General features: G+C 70.0%; 17 protein-coding genes and 1 pseudogene. 5 read left to right on the top strand and 13 right to left on the bottom strand.

The window, feature by feature from the left end:
* Nucleotides 1-467: 467 nt before the first annotated feature.
* Nucleotides 468-1,454 carry a tetratricopeptide repeat protein gene (locus AC2XR2_RS30550; protein ID WP_449349999.1) on the bottom strand — a complete coding sequence of 329 codons (987 nt, stop codon included), beginning with the start codon at nt 1,452-1,454 and terminating at the stop codon, nt 468-470.
* A gap of 233 nt (nt 1,455-1,687) precedes the next feature.
* Between AC2XR2_RS30550 and AC2XR2_RS30545 the strand changes: the two genes are divergently transcribed.
* Nucleotides 1,688-2,314 carry a TetR/AcrR family transcriptional regulator gene (locus tag AC2XR2_RS30545; protein ID WP_491516804.1) on the top strand — a complete coding sequence of 209 codons (627 nt, stop codon included), beginning with the start codon at nt 1,688-1,690 and terminating at the stop codon, nt 2,312-2,314.
* 19 nt (nt 2,315-2,333) lie between these two features.
* On the opposite strand, the gene icmA is transcribed toward AC2XR2_RS30545, so the two are convergent.
* From icmA to AC2XR2_RS30500, 9 genes are all read right to left on the bottom strand, one after another.
* Nucleotides 2,334-4,034 carry a coenzyme B12-dependent isobutyryl-CoA mutase large subunit gene (gene icmA, locus AC2XR2_RS30540; RefSeq protein ID WP_491516803.1) on the bottom strand — a complete coding sequence of 567 codons (1,701 nt, stop codon included), beginning with the start codon at nt 4,032-4,034 and terminating at the stop codon, nt 2,334-2,336.
* A 75-nt stretch (nt 4,035-4,109) separates the two neighbouring features.
* Entirely contained in the window at nt 4,110-4,442 is a 333-nt protein-coding gene (locus AC2XR2_RS30535) for a DUF3817 domain-containing protein (protein ID WP_491516802.1), read from the bottom strand.
* Nucleotides 4,443-4,485: 43 nt separating this feature from the next.
* Nucleotides 4,486-4,995 carry a MarR family winged helix-turn-helix transcriptional regulator gene (locus AC2XR2_RS30530; protein ID WP_449349997.1) on the bottom strand — a complete coding sequence of 170 codons (510 nt, stop codon included), beginning with the start codon at nt 4,993-4,995 and terminating at the stop codon, nt 4,486-4,488.
* Between the two features lie 389 nt (nt 4,996-5,384).
* Nucleotides 5,385-6,284 (bottom strand): SMP-30/gluconolactonase/LRE family protein, encoded by a 900-nt coding sequence (locus AC2XR2_RS30525; RefSeq protein ID WP_491516801.1) that lies wholly within the window; start codon nt 6,282-6,284, stop codon nt 5,385-5,387.
* Between the two features lie 20 nt (nt 6,285-6,304).
* Complete coding sequence (locus AC2XR2_RS30520; RefSeq protein WP_491516800.1) at nt 6,305-6,955, bottom strand: TetR/AcrR family transcriptional regulator; 651 nt, start codon at nt 6,953-6,955, stop codon at nt 6,305-6,307.
* Nucleotides 6,952-7,632 (bottom strand): DUF4166 domain-containing protein, encoded by a 681-nt coding sequence (locus AC2XR2_RS30515; RefSeq protein WP_491516799.1) that lies wholly within the window; start codon nt 7,630-7,632, stop codon nt 6,952-6,954. The genes AC2XR2_RS30520 and AC2XR2_RS30515 overlap by 4 nt, the downstream gene beginning before the upstream one ends.
* Nucleotides 7,629-8,381 carry a hypothetical protein gene (locus AC2XR2_RS30510; protein ID WP_381305939.1) on the bottom strand — a complete coding sequence of 251 codons (753 nt, stop codon included), beginning with the start codon at nt 8,379-8,381 and terminating at the stop codon, nt 7,629-7,631. Before AC2XR2_RS30510 ends, AC2XR2_RS30515 begins: the two co-directional genes overlap by 4 nt.
* A 143-nt stretch (nt 8,382-8,524) precedes the next feature.
* Nucleotides 8,525-8,821, bottom strand: a complete 297-nt coding sequence (locus AC2XR2_RS30505) for an MTH1187 family thiamine-binding protein (protein WP_123763116.1) — start codon at nt 8,819-8,821, stop codon at nt 8,525-8,527.
* Nucleotides 8,818-9,162 (bottom strand): DUF3817 domain-containing protein, encoded by a 345-nt coding sequence (locus tag AC2XR2_RS30500; protein ID WP_062027038.1) that lies wholly within the window; start codon nt 9,160-9,162, stop codon nt 8,818-8,820. Before AC2XR2_RS30500 ends, AC2XR2_RS30505 begins: the two co-directional genes overlap by 4 nt.
* Before the next feature lie 657 nt (nt 9,163-9,819).
* Here AC2XR2_RS30500 and AC2XR2_RS30495 point away from each other — a divergent pair.
* The 4 genes from AC2XR2_RS30495 to AC2XR2_RS30480 all read left to right on the top strand — a co-directional run bounded on the left by AC2XR2_RS30495 (nt 9,820) and on the right by AC2XR2_RS30480 (nt 12,467).
* A complete protein-coding gene (locus tag AC2XR2_RS30495) occupies nt 9,820-10,452 on the top strand; it encodes an AIM24 family protein (protein WP_330269597.1) in 633 nt (210 codons plus the stop codon).
* 1 nt (nt 10,453) lies between these two features.
* Entirely contained in the window at nt 10,454-11,104 is a 651-nt protein-coding gene (locus AC2XR2_RS30490) for an AIM24 family protein (RefSeq protein ID WP_330264414.1), read from the top strand.
* A complete protein-coding gene (locus AC2XR2_RS30485; RefSeq protein ID WP_491516798.1) occupies nt 11,101-11,898 on the top strand; it encodes an AIM24 family protein in 798 nt (265 codons plus the stop codon). Before AC2XR2_RS30490 ends, AC2XR2_RS30485 begins: the two co-directional genes overlap by 4 nt.
* A 92-nt stretch (nt 11,899-11,990) precedes the next feature.
* Nucleotides 11,991-12,467: a MarR family winged helix-turn-helix transcriptional regulator gene (locus tag AC2XR2_RS30480; RefSeq protein ID WP_123763111.1), complete on the top strand. Its 477-nt coding sequence runs from the start codon at nt 11,991-11,993 to the stop codon at nt 12,465-12,467.
* 57 nt (nt 12,468-12,524) lie between these two features.
* Here AC2XR2_RS30480 and AC2XR2_RS30475 read toward each other — a convergent pair whose 3' ends face one another.
* The 3 genes and pseudogenes from AC2XR2_RS30475 to AC2XR2_RS30465 form a co-directional block, all read right to left on the bottom strand.
* Nucleotides 12,525-13,922 (bottom strand): sensor histidine kinase, encoded by a 1,398-nt coding sequence (locus AC2XR2_RS30475; RefSeq protein ID WP_491516797.1) that lies wholly within the window; start codon nt 13,920-13,922, stop codon nt 12,525-12,527.
* Nucleotides 13,919-14,587, bottom strand: a complete 669-nt coding sequence (locus tag AC2XR2_RS30470) for a response regulator transcription factor (protein WP_491516796.1) — start codon at nt 14,585-14,587, stop codon at nt 13,919-13,921. Before AC2XR2_RS30470 ends, AC2XR2_RS30475 begins: the two co-directional genes overlap by 4 nt.
* A gap of 38 nt (nt 14,588-14,625) precedes the next feature.
* Nucleotides 14,626-15,865 (bottom strand): annotated as a pseudogene (locus tag AC2XR2_RS30465) (RNA-guided endonuclease InsQ/TnpB family protein).
* Nucleotides 15,866-16,125: the final 260 nt, after the last annotated feature.

The following is a 16,125-nucleotide window of genomic DNA, read 5'->3' as shown; positions in this document are numbered from 1 at the left end:
ACAACCTTGCTGGACAGGCTTCGCCGGTTGGGCGAAGACCCCCCTGTCCAAGAACCGGCGCACCTGCCGCCGGCTCTGCTCGGTGGGGACCCAGGGACTCCCGGCGCCCGACCGGCTGTCGGGGTACGGGAAAGGACCGAGCGTCGCCGATCGTGGTGCATTCTCGCCGCCCGCACAAGGGGCTTCGTTACTCGGTAGTAACGGCCGGATAACCGAACAACGACCCGCTGGTCTCGGACGGCGACGCTGGGTGGCAAACAGCGGGAGGACAAAGCAGTTGATCGATGGACAGAATCCGACAGATCAACGCCTCTGACTTACTGGAAGTAACAGCGGCCGCAATTGCCAAGTTTTGGCAAAGTGCGGCCGCAGTGACCCTCTGGTGGCAAATCTTTCACTCCGGCATCACATGCCGTGGTGTTTAGCGACTGGTCAGAACCGGGCTCGCGCCCCGCTCGGATCGGCCCTCAGAACAGGGCGCGGGACAGGGCCCGGCGGGCCGCCGACACCCGCGGGTCGTCGGCGCCGACGACCTCGAAGAGCTCAAGTAGCCGAATCCGTACGGTGTCCCGCTCGTCACCCGCCGTGCGCCGCACGGTGTCGATGAGCCGTCCGAACGCGTCCTCGACATGACCGCCCACCAGATCCAGGTCGGCGGCGGCGATCTGCGCCGGCACGTCCCCCGGCTTCTCGGCCGCGTCCTTGCGGGTCCGCTGCGGGTCCAGGCTCTGCACCCGCTGGAGCAACTCGGCCTGGGCGAGCCCCAGTTTGGCCTCCGAGTTGCCGGGGTCGTCGCTCAGCACGTTCTTGTAGGCCTGCACCGCACCGCCGAAGTCCCCTGCGTCCAGGGCGTGTACGGCGGCTTCGAGGAGTGCGTCGTACGGCCCCGCCGGCACCGCGGCGGCCTGCTGGGCCCCGGCGCCACCGCCCGGCGCGGCGTCCGGGTCGACCGTGAGACCGGTGAGCCCGAAACGCTGTTCGGCGACCTGCACCAGCTGGTCCAGGGTCTGCTGGATCTGCTCCTTGCCGGCCGCGCCCTGGAAGAGCGGCAGGGCCTGCCCGGCGACGACGGCGAAGACGGCCGGGATGCCCTGCACCCCGAACTGCTGCATCAGCATCTGGTTGGCGTCGACGTCGATCTTGGCGAGGAGCAGGCGGCCGCCGTACTCGACGACGAGCTGCTCCAGCACCGGGCTCAGCTGCTTGCAGGGCTCGCACCACTCGGCCCAGAAGTCGATGACGACCGGGACCTCGGTGGACCGCTGGAGGACATCGCGCTCGAACCCCGCCTCGTCGACGTCGATGACGAGATCGGCCGGGGAGACGGCCCCCGTGCCGCCGCCCTGCCGGGCCGCTTCGGCGCGCGCCTGCTCCGCCTTCGCCTTGGCCTCCTGGGCCGCCTTCACCGCGGCGAGGTCGACGACTCCGCTCATGGACATGTTCCGTGGCTGCATGCGCCTATCCTCCCCCGTACACGCGCGTGTGTGAAAAGCGATGTGAAAGCCGGTCGTGCAGCGCGGCCCTGGCGCCGGGTCCCCACCCCACGCCGTGCGTGCCGTCCGCTCGTGTACGTCCGCCACGAGCTTTCGCTACGAGTCGTAGCGTAATGGCACTGAGTGCCTGCCCGGTACCCCACCCCGGTGATCTCCCTCACTGCGACACAGGAACCGCCCGTTATGGTCGTGGCATGCAGAGCCGCACCCCCGCCCCGCGCGCCACAGGACGCCCGCGCAGTGCCGCCGCGGACACCGCGATCCTCGCGGCGACGCGGGACGCACTGGTGGAGCTGGGCTGGTCGAAGCTGACGCTGGGAGATGTGGCTACCCGTGCGGGGGTCGCGAAAACCACCCTCTACCGCCGCTGGGCCGGCAAGAACGAACTCGTCGTCGACGCGGTGGCCGAACTCTTCGACGAACTGGAACTCCCCGACTGCGGGACCCTGGCCGACGACATCGAGGGCGTGGTCCTCCAGTTCGCGGCGATCCTGGCGCGGCCGGAGGCCAGGAACGGCCTGATGGCCGTGGTCGCCGAGTCGTGCCGCGACGACGCGCTGCGCGAGCGCATCCGGTCCTCGATCGTCACCCGCCAGAAACGGCTGGTCCTGGAGGGCCGGGAACGCGCCCAGGCCCGCGGCGAACTGCCCCCGGAGACGGACCCCGCCGAGGCGGCCCGCACGGTCGACCTGATCTTCGACATGGTGGCGGGGGCCGTGGTCCACCGCACGCTGGTGAGCGCGGAGCCGGCCGACGAGGCGTGGGTGCACGCCTTCACGCAGGTGCTGTTGACGGGGCTGGCGGGAGGGAGCACGCGGTGAGGACAGTCGCCCCGGAGGCTCAGAACCCCGGCGGCTCCGTGTAGACCCCCCACTCCTCCCGCAGCGCCCCGCAGATCTCCCCGAGCGTCGCCTCCGCCCGTACCGCGTCCAGCATCGGCTCGATCATGTTGGACCCGTCGCGGGCGGCAACGAGCATGCCGTCCAGGGCAGTTCGTACGGCACTCCCGTCCCGCTGGGCCCTCCGCGCCGTGAGCGCCCGCACCTGCTCCCGCTCCACCTCGTGGCTCACCCGCAGGATCTCCAGGTCACCGGTGACCGACCCGTGGTGGACGTTGACCCCCACGACCCTCTTCTCGCCCTTCTCCAGGGCCTGTTGGTAGCGGAAGGCCGCCTCGGCGATCTCGCCCGTGAACCAGCCGTCCTCGATGCCCCGCAGAATCCCGGACGTCATCGGCCCGATGGGGTGCCGCCCGTCCGGATGCGCCCTCAGCCCCCGCTCCTTGATCTGCTCGAAGATCTTCTCCGCGTCCGCCTCGATCCGGTCCGTCAGCTGCTCGACGAACCACGAACCGCCCAGCGGATCCGCCACGTTGGCGACCCCGGTCTCCTCCATGAGCACCTGCTGGGTGCGCAGCGCGATCTCCGCCGCCTGCTCGGAGGGAAGCGCGAGGGTCTCGTCCAGGGCGTTGGTGTGCAGGGAGTTGGTGCCGCCGAGCACGGCCGCCAGTGCCTCCACCGCCGTACGCACGACGTTGTTGTACGGCTGCTGCGCGGTCAGCGAGACCCCGGCGGTCTGGGTGTGGAAGCGCAGCCACTGCGCCCGCTCTGACCGCGCGCCGTACACGTCCCGCATCCACCGCGCCCAAATGCGCCGCGCCGCGCGGAACTTGGCGATCTCCTCGAAGAAGTCGACGTGCGCGTCGAAGAAGAAGGAGAGGCCGGGCGCGAAGACGTCGACGTCCAGACCGCGCGAGAGCCCCAGCTCGACGTACCCGAAGCCGTCCGCGAGCGTGTACGCCAGCTCCTGCGCGGCCGTCGAACCGGCCTCGCGGATGTGGTAGCCGGAGACGGACAGCGGCTTGTAGGAGGGGATGCCGGCCGCGCAGTACTCCATGAGGTCGCCGATGAGGCGCAGGTGCGGCTCGGGCTGGAAGAGCCACTCCTTCTGCGCGATGTACTCCTTGAAGATGTCGGTCTGGAGCGTGCCGTTGAGGACGGCGGGATCGACGCCCTGGCGTTCGGCGGCGACGAGGTACATGCAGAAGACGGGGACGGCCGGCCCGCTGATGGTCATGGACGTCGTCACGTCACCGAGCGGGATGTCCCGGAACAGGACCTCCATGTCGGCGGCGGAGTCGATCGCGACCCCGCAGTGCCCGACCTCGCCGAGCGAGCGGGGGTCGTCGGAGTCGCGCCCCATGAGGGTCGGCATGTCGAAGGCGACGGAGAGCCCGCCGCCACCCGCGGCGAGGATCTTCCGGTACCGCTCGTTGGTCTGCTCGGCGTTCCCGAACCCGGCGAACTGCCGGATGGTCCACGTCCGCCCCCGGTACCCGGTCGGATAGAGCCCGCGCGTGTACGGATACTCCCCCGGCCACCCGATCCGCTCGAACCCGTCGTAGGTGTCCCCCGGCCGCGGCCCGTACACCGGCTCCACGGGATCCCCCGACAGCGTGGTGAAATCCGCCTCCCGCTTCCGCGAGGCGTCGTACCGCGCCTGCCAGCGTCGCCGGCCCTGTTCGATGGCGTCAGCGTCCATACCGTCGCATTTTACTAGGACGTCCTAGTAAACGTCGATGAGCGACCGCCGTACGCGTGCCGTACGGCGGTGGGGTTACGCCTTGGCGGGCACGGGCGGGGCGTCCGCGAAGGTGCCCTCCAGCTCGTGACTGATCTTCCGCTCCACGAAGAAGGCGGCGGTCGGGATCGTGCCGGCGAGCAGGACCCACACCAGCTTGCCCAGCGGCCACTTGGCCTTGGCGCCGAGGTCGAAGGCGAAGACCAGATAGACGATGTAGAGGACGCCGTGGATCTGGGAGACGACCAAGGTGACGCCCTCACCCGTGTCGAAGCCGTACTTGAACACCATGCAGGTGCACAGCACGAGCAGCATGACGGCAGTGACGTAGGCCATCACCCTGTAGCGGGTCAGCACGCTCTTCTTCATGCCGTCGAGCGTAACCGCCCGTTCCGGGGGATCTTGCCCGGGGTCACTCCTCGTCGAAGTCCCGCGCGGCGACCCTCAGCGGGCGCAGCATCGCGAAGATCTCCGCGCACTCCTCGGCGTCGTAGACACCGAGGCCGAAGTCCATCGCCATGAGGTCCCGGGTGGCGGCCTCGACGACCTCGCGGCCCTTCTCCGTGATGGAGGCGAGGGTGCCGCGGCCATCGTTGGGGTTGGGGCGCTTGTCGACCAGGCCGGACCTGACGAGGCGGTCCACGGTGTTGGTGACCGAGGTGGGGTGCACCATGAGCCGCTCGCCGATCTTCGACATCGGCAGCTCGCCGGCCTTGGCGAAGTTGAGCAGCACCAGCGCCTCGTACCGTGCGAACGTCAGCCCGTACGGCTTGACCACCGCGTCGACCTCGCTGAGCAGGATCTGCTGCGCTCGCATGATCGAGGTGATGGCGGCCATGGACGGCACGTTTCCCCAGCGCTGCTTCCAGAGTTCGTCGGCGCGGGCGATGGGGTCGAAGGGAAGACTGAGCGGCTTCGGCACGGCACCGACCTTACCGGCCGGTCACATCGTGGTCAGCACCGTCTCGCCTTTCGGGCGGGGGTTCTTGTGCGGGTGCGTGGGGGCGGGCGTTTTGCGCAGTTCCCCGCGCCCCTGGGGGCCTGCGGCGGCCCGTTGCGGTCCGGTGGGGGTGCGTGTAGCGCGTGCGGTCGGTTTGGGGTCGGTGCCGGGGTGGGGGGTATCCGTCCTCGGTCCGGCGGCTCGGTCCATCGGAAAGGGGCCCGGTTCCGGACGCCGGCCGCTGCGGGCGGACACCCCCCACCCCGTCCCCTTCACGCCGTCGGCGGCTTCAGGAGCGTCCACCGTCCCCACCCAGGGGGGCGGGGAACTGCGCGACCAGCCCCCACCGGGCCGCAGCCAACCGACGACCTCTACACCCTCCGCGCTCCTGTCACGGACATCACCAGGGAGTACAAAGAACTCGTGGCCGCGATGAACAGTCGGTTCCCCTTGGGGCCGCCGAAGGTCACGTTGGCCACCGGTTCGGGGACCCGGAGTCGGCCGATCAGTGTGCCGTCGGGGGCGTAGCAGTGGATGCCGTCGGCCAGGGCGGCAGCCCACAGGCGGCCCTCGTCGTCGAAGCGGATGTTGTCGAAGTGGACGCCGACGGGGGCCTCGGCGAAGGTGCGGCCGGCGGAGAGCGTGCCGTCGGGGTGGATGTCGTACTCGTGGATCCTGGCCGCCCGGGAGTCGGAGACGTACAGCCGTTCCTCGTCCGGCGAGAGGATGACCCCGTTGGGCCCGGCGAAGCCCTCCGCGGCCAGGGAGACCTCGCCCGTCGCCGGGTCGATGCGGTACACGTGGCACGCGCCGATCTCGGATTCGGCCCGGTGCCCCTCGTAGTCGCTGAGGATCCCGAAGTCCGGGTCGGAGAACCAGATCGTGCCGTCGGAGCGTACGACGGAGTCGTTCGGGCTGTTCAGGCGCTTACCGGCGTAGTGCGTGGCCAGGACGGTCACCGTGCCGTCGGGCTCGGTGCGGGTGACGCGGCGGTTGCCCTGCTCGCAGGTGACCAGGCGGCCCTGGGGGTCGACGGTGTTGCCGTTGCTGTTGCCGGCCGGGTCGCGGAAGACGCCGACCGTGCCGGTGGCCTCGTCCCAGCGCAGGATGCGGTCGTTGGGGATGTCGCTCCAGATCAGCTGGCGCCAGGCGGGCAGGTACAGGGGGCCTTCGGCCCAGCGGCAGCCGTCGTGGAGGACTTCCAGTCGGCTGTCGCCGTTGGTGCAGGGGCGGAAGCGGTCGTCCAGGATCTCGTAGAGGCTGTCGGGCACGGGGTCCTCCCGGGTCGGGGTCAGCGGCGGCCGGTCTTGCGGAGATGGTGCCGTACCGCCCGCTGGGCGACCGGGCCCAGGTCCTCCAGCGCGGCGACGAGCACGCCGAGTTGTTCGAGGGCGTCGAGGGCCGCGGTGGCTCCGGACGCGTCGACCCCTTCGTAGAGCTCGATGCCCACGAAGGACGCGGCCACGGCCCGGGCCAGGCCCGCGGGGTCGGCGAACTCACCGAAGGGCGTGGCCGCGAGGACCCTGGTGAGGACGCTCTCGATCTCGGCGATCCACAGTTGCAGGCCGGCCGCGGTGGCCGGGCCGAGGGTGGCGTGGGTCTGGGCGCCGGCCAGGAGCTGGCCGAGGAGCGCCACATGTCCCCCGGCCCGCTCCTCCTCGTGCACCTGCCGTCCCACCGCGAGGAGTTCGGACAGGGAGGTCACCGCGGCGAGACGGGTGCGGTAGCGGGCCACCGCGCGTTCGGCGCCGTAGTGGCAGGCGGCCGCGAGGAGTTCGTCCACCGAGCCGAAGTGGTAGAAGACCAGGGCCTGGTTGACCCCGGCGGTCGCGGCGACCGTGCGGGCGGACGTCTTGGCGATGCCCTGCTCGGTGAGGGTCCGCAGCGCGCCCTCGAGGAGTTTGGTCTTCGTCTCCAGGGCCTTGGCGCTCCCCGGGCTCATGCGCGGGCCTCCTCGCGCACGGGGCGCAGGCCGGGGCGGACCCCGCAGACCGCGATGTCGGTGTACGTTGCCTCGAAGGAGCCCTCGTAGCCGAAGAGCGGGCCGAAGCGGCGGTTGACGACCTGGACCCGGATGCGGAAACGGCCCGCCCTGTCGTCGTACGACTCCCTCACCTCCGCCGTCGCTCCGATCAGCTCGGGCACCCGCACGTCCACCACGCCCTCCCGGAACCGGTGCTCCCCGGAGCGGATCAGCAGCGAGCCGTCGGGCTCGGCGTGGAAGTGGAGCTCGCTGGCGAGGTGCTGGTGGGTGCCGAGGTAGTCGAGGATGCGGTCGCCCTTGGGGCTGAGCACCATCTGGGCGTCGAAGCGGCGGGGGCGTCCCGGCAGGTGGAAGGTGCGCACGAAGGTCACCGTCTCACGGCCGTAGGTGTCCCTGTAGGGCACGTTCTCGATCACGAAGGGCACGTTGCGGCCCGGTCGCGGCACCAGGATGTTGCGGGTCGCGCCGAGGGCGAGGAAGGGCTTCACGAAGGCCCCGCCGTGCCAGACACGGTCCATCACGCCCCGGCCGGTGCAGGCCTCGCCGCTCGTCAGGCCGACCGAGAAGCGGCGCTGGAGCCGGGGGTGGAGACGGTCGAAGTCGGCGCCCATCACCGTGCGGAACATCGAGGTCATCGCGGGGTCTCCAGGGTCCGGAGGACACGCGGGGCACGCACGCGTGTGGGCGGCTGACGCAGACAACGGCGGGCGGCGGGGGTGCCGGCCAGGGGCGACGTGAACAGGGCCAGCGAGATCACGACCGCGAGCAGCAGCGGCCACACGTACGCCATGGACGCGGCCAGCGGGCCGAAGAGCCGCAGGAACCGCTCCTGGCCGAGGCCGGTGCAGCCGACGAGGACGACGAGGGCGCGCACCAGCAGCTCGGTCAGCCAGTTGCGGAGCGCGCGCTCGGGGGTGATCCCGCGTTCCAGCCACAGCCGCAGCCGGTCGAAGGACCAGGCCGTCGCCCAGCCCATCAGCGGGCGGAACAGGAGCCGGTCGGCGACGGCACCGACGCGGCCCCAGCGGGGGCGGTAGTCGTAGCCGGTGAGGAAGGTGACGCCCTCGGCGTCGGGGAGGTAGCGCCAGTAGCCGCTGCCCTCCGCGAGGAGCGAGAGCGGGTGCGGGGAGGAGAAGCGCAGGGCGGAGGTGCGGGTGCCGTCGGGGCGTTCGCGCTCGCCGGCGGAGACGCCGGTGCCGGCGACGGTGAGACCGGGCAGCACGCGCGTGGCGTACCGGAAGCGCTGCGGCTCGCCCTCCGCGCGCGGGAGGTAGTGGATCCGGGTGAAGCGGAGGTCCCAGCGTTGGTGCTGGGACGGGTCCTGTGTCCGGGTCCAGAGGTCGTCGAGATCGGCACGGATGCGTGCCTCGATGTAGAGCCCCATTCATTCCCCCAGGTGAGCCCGCTGTTTGAGCGATCGCTCAAACACTCGGGACAGGAACGTACACCTTTTTGAGCGATCGCTCAATCACGGGTCACGAGAAAACCCCGGCCCGCGCGGGACCGGGGTTCACGTGGAACGGACCGTCAACCGGCCAGATGCCGCTCCACCGTCTCCACCTTGGAGGTCAGACCGTCCGTGACACCGGGACGGATGTCCGCCTTGAGCACCAGCGAGACCCTCGGGGCCCGTGCCTCCACGGCGGCCACGGCACGCTTGACGACATCCATCACCTCGTCCCAGCTGTCGCCCTCGATCGAGGTGAACATGGCGTCGGTCCGGTTCGGCAGCCCCGACTCACGGACGACCCGCACCGCGTCGGCGACGTACTCCCCCACGTCCTCGCCGACCCCCAGCGGGGTCACGGAGAAGGCGACGATCATGCGTTCACGATTCCTTCCTTGCGGGCGCGGGAGGCGATGACGGCGTCCTCGGACTCCCGCTTGAGCTTGCGCTCGGCGAAGAAGCCGCCGGTGGGCAGCACGGAGAGCACGAAGTACCAGATGCCGGTCTTCGCGGACCACTTGGTGCGGAACCAGGCGTCGAGCCAGAAGATGAGGTAGATGATGAACAGGACGCCGTGGACCATGCCCATGACCGGCACGGCGTTGAAGTCGGTGGTCCGCTTCAGCACCGAGCAGACGAGCAGGAGCAGGAACGAGACCGCCTCCGGCGCGGAGACCAGGCGGAGGCGTCGGATGGCGGAAGCTGTCTTGAGGTCCACGGGTCACCTTCGGTGGGAGTACGTCGACGGTCTGGGCCGTTTGTGAACGAACGCACAAGCGTCCCGCCCATTGTGACAAACGGTTTGTCGCCATCGGGGTCGGGGGGTGCCGGGTCAGGTCGTCGAGCGGCTGCGGGTCCGTCGTGGCTGGTCGCGCCCCTGCTGCGCTGGGCTTGGGCCGGGCGCCTGCCGGGGTGCCGGGTTCTGTCGTCAGGCGGCTTGCGGGTCCGCCGTGGCTGGTCGCGCAGTTCCCCGCGCCCCTAGGGAGTTGCAGTTGACCTGCGCCACGACGGGACCGTCAGCCGCCCACGCCCGCCACCGCGGACCGCTGGCCGCCCGCGTCCGCCCCCACGCACCGTTGGCCGCGTACGGCGCGCAGGGGACGGGGTGGGGGGTGTCCGCCCGCAGCGGCCGGCGTCAAGAACCGAGCACATCTGCAAGCGACCGAGCCGCCGGACCGAGGACGGATACCCCCCACCCCGGCCCCGACCCACCGACCGAGCGAAACGCGCTACACACGCCCCCACCACACCGCAACGGGCCGCCGCAGGCCTCCAGGGGCGCGGGGAACTGCGCAAAACGCCCGCCCCCACCACCCCGCAGACAACTACCACCTGTCGGGAAGGGCTTTCGGCCAGCTACCTTCACCCCGTGGCGATGTTTCGACTCCAAGGCAGCAAAGTGCTCGCCGTAGACATGACCGGCGACGCCGTGAAGGCGAAGAACGGCTCGATGGTCGCGTACGACGGCCAGATGGCGTTCAAGAAACTGAGCGGCGGTGGTGAAGGGCTCCGCGGCATGGTCACCCGGCGCATCACCGGCGAGCAGATGACCGTGATGGAGGTGTCGGGGCACGGAACCTGCTGGTTCGCCGACCGCGCCTCGGAGATCAACCTCGTGAGTCTCCAGGGGGACAAACTGTTCGTGGAGTCGAGCAACCTGCTCGCGACCGACGCCGGCCTCAGGACCGGCACCAGCTTCACCGGCCTGCGCGGGGCGACCCAGGGCAACGGGCTGTTCACCACGACCGTGGAAGGACACGGCCAGGCCGCGATCATCTCCGACGGACCGGCCGTCGTACTGCGCGTCAGCCACCAGTACCCGCTGACCGTCGACCCCGGCGCCTACATCGCCCACCAGGGCAACCTCAACCAGTCCTTCCAGTCCGGCGTGACGTTCCGGACGTTCATGGGCGAGGGCGGCGGCGAGGCCTTCCAGATCCGCTTCGAGGGCGACGGCCTGGTGTACGTCCAGCCCAGCGAGCGCAACACGATCGCGGGGGATGTGTGACATGGCGTTCCGCGAGATCAACTCCAAGATGGTCGAGGCCACGGTGATGCCCGGCCAGCGGCTGTTCAGCCAGCGCGGCGCCATGCTGGCGTACAAGGGCGAGGTGTCCTTCACCCCCAACATCCAGGGCGGCCAGGGCGGCGTCATGTCGATGATCGGCCGCAGGGTGGCCAACGAGGACACGCCCCTGATGACCGTGGAAGGCAGCGGCACCGTGCTCTTCGGGCACGGCGGCCACCACGTCACGGTCATCAACCTCACCGGCGACACCCTGTACGTCGAGGCGGACCGGCTGCTCGCCTTCGAGGGCACCCTCCAGCAGGGCACCATGTTCATGGGCTCGCAGGGCGGTGTGATGGGCATGGTGCGCGGCCAGATCAGCGGCCAGGGGCTCTTCACGACCACCCTCAAGGGCCACGGCTCGGTGGCGGTCATGGCCCACGGCGGGGTCTTCGAGGTCCCGATCACCCCCCAGCGCCCCGTCCACGTCGACCCGCAGGCCTACGTCGCCCACCACGGCGACGTCCGCAACAAGCTGTCGACGGCGCTCGGCTGGCGCGACATGGTGGGCCGCGGTTCCGGCGAGGCCTTCCAACTGGAGCTCAGCGGACACGGCGCGGTGTACGTCCAAGCCTCGGAGGAGAAGCTGTGAGCCACTACCCCGGCGCCGGGCCGACCGTCTTCGACCCCATCACGCTGCCCTCCGACGACAACGTCAACAACTACACCTTCTGCGTGGAGCTCAAGGGGAGCCAGTGGTTCCTGCAGAAGGGGAAGATGATCGCCTACTACGGCCAGATGGATTTCAACGGCATCGGACACGGCCGTCTCGACGGTCTGATCCGTACGTCGTTCCATTCGCCTCTGCACGCGAGCGACTGGGTCGTGGCGCAGGGCTCGGGCAAGATGCTCCTCGCCGACCGGGCCTTCGACGTCAATTCGTACGACCTCGAGGACGGCAACCTGACCATTCGCTCCGGCAACCTGCTCGCTTTTCAGCCAAGTCTCGCGCTGAAGCAGTCGATCGTGCCCGGGTTCCTGACCCTCATCGGAACCGGAAAGTTCGTGGCCGCGTCCAACGGTCCGGTGGTGTTCATGGAGCCCCCGATCCGGGTGGACCCGCAAGCGCTTGTGGGCTGGGCCGACTGCCCCTCCCCGTGCCACCACTACGACCACGGGTACATGACCGGTCTGATGGGCGGTCTACGTGCGATGACGGGCCTCGGCGGAGCCTCCGGGGAGGAGCACCAGTTCGAGTTCGTGGGGGCCGGCACCGTACTGCTCCAGTCGACCGAGGTCCTGATGGCCGAGCAGCCCGTCGGAGCCACTCCGCAGCAGGCCGGAGTACCCGGCGGTCACGGGGTACCCACAGGGCATCCACAGCAGCCGGGGGTACCGCGCCTTCCCGGACAGCTGGGGGACCTCCAGCGTCGCTTCGGGCTGTGAGCGGTAGTCTGCGGAGTGTGACTTCGAACGTGTGCGCACAGTCACACCACCCTCATTAGTTCGCCTTTCAACCTTTTAGGTAGACTTCATTCATGGAGACCGAGACGGCCACCCGCTGGCTGACCGATGCGGAGCAGTGCGCCTGGCGCACCCACCTGGAGGTCAACAGGCTGTTGACGTATCAGCTCGAGAGGGACCTCCAGCCGTTCGGCCTGACGATGAACGACTACGAGATCCTGGTCAATCTCTCCGAATCGGAGGGCGTACGGATGCGGATGAGCGACCTCGCCTCCGCCACCCTCCAGTCCAAGAGCCGGCTCTCCCACCAGATCACCCGCATGGAGAACGCGGACCTGGTCCGGCGCGAGAACTGCGAGTCCGACCGCCGCGGCCTGTACGCGGTTCTGACCGAGCACGGCATGGAGACGATGAAGAAGGTCGCGCCCCATCACGTGGCCTCTGTGCGGCGGCACTTCATCGATCTGCAGACCGAGGAGTCCCTGACGGAACTGAGCAAGGCGCTGAAGCCGGTGGCAGAGCACCTGAGGGGGCACAGGGGCCGCCCGTAAGGGCGCCCTCCAGGGGCGCGGGGAACTGCGCCACCAGCCACGACGGCGCAGCGGATGTCAGACAACCGGCAGGCGGAGCTCGAACAGGGCCCCGCCTGCCGGCGCGTCGCGCACCGTCAGCGTCCCCCCGTGCCGCACCGCGACATCCCGGGCGATGGCGAGACCGAGCCCGGCGCCCCCGTCGTCCCGCGCGCGAGCCTCGTCGAGCCGCACGAACCGCTCGAACACCCGCTCCCGATCCGCCGGCGGCACCCCGTCCCCGTCGTCGGCGACCTCCACGACCGCGTGCGGTCCGTCCCGCCGTACGGCCACGGACACCTGCGCACGGGCGTGCCGCTGGGCGTTGTCGAGGAGATTGGTGAGCAGTCGCTCCACCTGTCCCCTCGCCCCGGCCACGGTCACCTCCTCGGCGTCGACGGTCACGTCCGTCCGGCCCTCCGCCTGCTGCCGGACCAGCGCGCCCAGGTCGAACCGGGTGTCCTGCGGACGCTCCCCCGCGTCCAGCCGCGCCAGCAGCAGCAGATCCGCCGCGAGCCGCTGCAGACGCACCGTGTCCTCCACCGCCCCCTCCAGATCCAGCAGCTCGGGATGTGCGGCGGCGACCTCCAGCTGGGTCCGCAGCGAGGCGATGGGGCTGCGCAGTTCGTGCGAGGCGTCGGCGACGAACCGGCGCTGTCGCTCCACGGAGGTCTCCAGCGCGGCCAGCGTCTCGTTGGTGGTGCGGGCGAGGCGGGCCACCTCGTCGTGGGTGTCCGGCACCGGGACCCGGCGTGCGAGGTCCTCGGAGGCGGTGATCGCGGCCATCTCGGCACGGATGCCCTCGACCGGCCGCAGCGCCCGCCGGGTGACCAGCCAGGTCACCGCGGCGACGACCCCGAGCAGCAGCGGGAAGCCGATCAGCATGACGGTCTGCGCGGTCCCGACGGCGCCCTGCTCGGCGTCCAGGGAGGCGCCGGCGTACACCGTGAGCGTGCCCTTGCCCTGGACCTCGACCTCCAGGGCGGCGAAGCGGTAGTCGGCGGACTCGCCGTCGATGGTGGCCGAGCCGTTGGTCAGGGTCACCTCGTCGGCGATCTCACCGGGTTCGGACGCGGGGTCGTCGTCCTCGTCGTCGGAGCCGGCGCTGTCCCGCGGTGCCTGCGGCCTGACCGCGCCGGTGCCCGTGCCGCTGATGCGCTGGAGGTCCTCGCTCGCCGCGACCAGCGTGCCGTGGTCGTCGACCACCTGCACGGGCTCCTCGTCGTCGTCCAGTTTCAGATCGGCGTACGCCGTCCCGGCGGCGAGGCCCGCGGCCACGTTCCGCGCGGTCCGCTCGGCCTGCGTCCCCGCCTGGTCGATGAGGTCGGACCGCAGCGACAGCAGGACCGACACGCCGGCCGCGACCAGCGCCACGGCCACCACCAGGGTCGCTCCGAGGGTGGCCCTGGCCCGGACCGACCCGAGCAGTCTCCTCATCGGGCGGCCTCCAGCCGGTACCCGGCGCCCCGGACCGTGCGGATGAGGCCCGCGTCCAGCTTCCGGCGCAGGGTGCTGACGTAGACCTCGACGATGTTGGGGTCGCCGTCGTACGCGAAGTCCCAGACGTGCTCCAGGATCTGCGCCTTGGAGACCACCTCGCCGGCCCGCACCGCGAGCTGTTCGAGGACGGAGAACTCCTTGGCGGTGAGGGTGACCTCGGTGCCGTCGAGGAAGACGCGGCGGGCGGCGGTGTCGAGGCGCAGTCCGCCGAGTTCGAGCACCGGGGAGGCCCCGGAGCCGTTTCCGCGCCGCCGGAGCAGGGCCTTGATGCGGGCCACGAGGACGACGTAGGAGAAGGGTTTGGTCAGGTAGTCGTCGGCGCCGGTGTCCAGGCCCTCGGCCTCGTCGTACTCGCCGTCCTTGGCGGTGAGCATCAGGATCGGCACGTCGTGGCCGGCCGCGCGCAGGGCGGCGCAGACCCGGTAGCCGTTGAGGCCGGGCAGCATGATGTCGAGGATCACGAGGTCGTACGACCCCTCGGTCGCCCGGTGCAGTCCCTCGCGGCCGTCGTGGACGACGTCGACGGCGTAGCCCTCGGCGGTGAGGCCCCTGGCGAGGGACAGGGCGAGTCGTTTCTCGTCCTCGACGATCAACAGGCGCATACGGACAGTGTGGCAAACCGAACGTCAACGACCCGTCGCTAAAGCGACGGGCTTGCACAGCGGGCGCCACTGGTTGTGGTGCTTCGCTTGCGTCCGGTCCCACCCTCGGGTGTCGGGGGCGGGTCTGGGGCGGTTGACTGCGCCCCGCATCGCCACAACTCTTCCGCACGTTGTCGGATGTTGCGGGAGCCGTTCCGGTCCGCGTGATCAACGAATCCGCAGGACCGGCAAGCGAACCACGCCTGGGAGACCCGGTTCGCCTTGTCGATGTGGCCGCATTCGGCGCAGGTGCGGGAGGTATACGCCGGATCGACGTAAACCACCGGTACTCCTGCCTTCTTGGCCCTGTATGCGATGAACTGCCCCAGCTGGGCGAAGCTCCAGCTGGAGTGGGGTGGCCCGTTGGGGCTTGCGAAGCCGTACCCGTTCACGGATGCCCGTCAGATCTTCCAGGGCGATTCCGCGACCGGTGCGTTCTGCCTCAGCCACCACATGTTTCGCGATCTTGTGGTTGATGTCCTTGGCCCGCCGCGCCTCCTTGCGTCGCCGCTTCTTCAGTCGGCGCCTGGCGGAGGGGGTGTTCTTCTTCTGCAGCTTGGTCCGGAGCGTGCGTTCGCGCACTCGACCTCGGTTCAGGGCGCGACCGCCCATGATCTGGCCGTCGCTGGTCGTGGCGATGTTCACGATCCCCAGGTCGATGCCGAGGAAGCCGGCCGGATCCGTGTTCGGTCCCGCTTCGGGGATCTCGCAGGTGGCGTTCAAGAACCACATGCCGTCCCGGTAGAGCAGGTCGGACTCGCCCTTGCGATACAGGGCCAGGCGGGCCAGCTGCTCTGGGGAGGCGGTGAACGCCACCCCCTTCACCCGCCCCGACAGCGTCCAGACGGAGACGGTGCGGTCCGGGATCTGCCAGGACAGCATCCTGTCGTCGTACGGCTGGGCGCCCTCGGGGCGGAAGACGACCGGCTTGTCCACGGCCCGCCGGTACCGCTTCGACCACGGCTTGCCCAGGTTCCCGGCCTTCAGGTTCGCCGCCAGCGTGGCGTAGGCGTCGCAGGTCTTCTTGATGACGTGCTGGGCGGCCTGCGCGCCCAGTCCCCAGCGCTGCTTGATCTCGGCGTAAGTGTGCTCGCGCAGCCCGAAGTTCCGCCTCACATCCTTCTCGAACGCCACCCCACTCGCCCAGGTCGCCGCCTCGTTGCAGGCGCGCAGGGTCACCTCGAGCTCCGCCGCCTGCACGGGCGTCGGCAGGAGTTTGACCTGCACGGTGAGCTTCACAGGACCCGACGTTACGCAGCCGTCCGTACAAACGGGCAACTCTCGCACAACTGACCACGAATCGGTGATCACTCGTTCGCGCGTTCCCTTCCAGCCGGCTCCGTCGGACAGCCCTATGCGCGCCCCACACGATGCGATTCGCCCCAGGCGTAAACGTCTGGGGTTCCTCACAAGAATCTCGCTGAAGACGCCTTCAGGAAGCTTCAGGTCACCTTCAGCTCCTCTCAGGCAGCTTGGTTGTCGTCGAAAGCGAACGAAGC

The sequence above is a fragment of the Streptomyces sp. LS-MS-L19 genome (assembly GCF_058382285.1).
The sequence above is the reverse complement of the archived record's forward strand: the minus strand, read 5'-3'. Positions and strand labels throughout refer to the sequence as shown.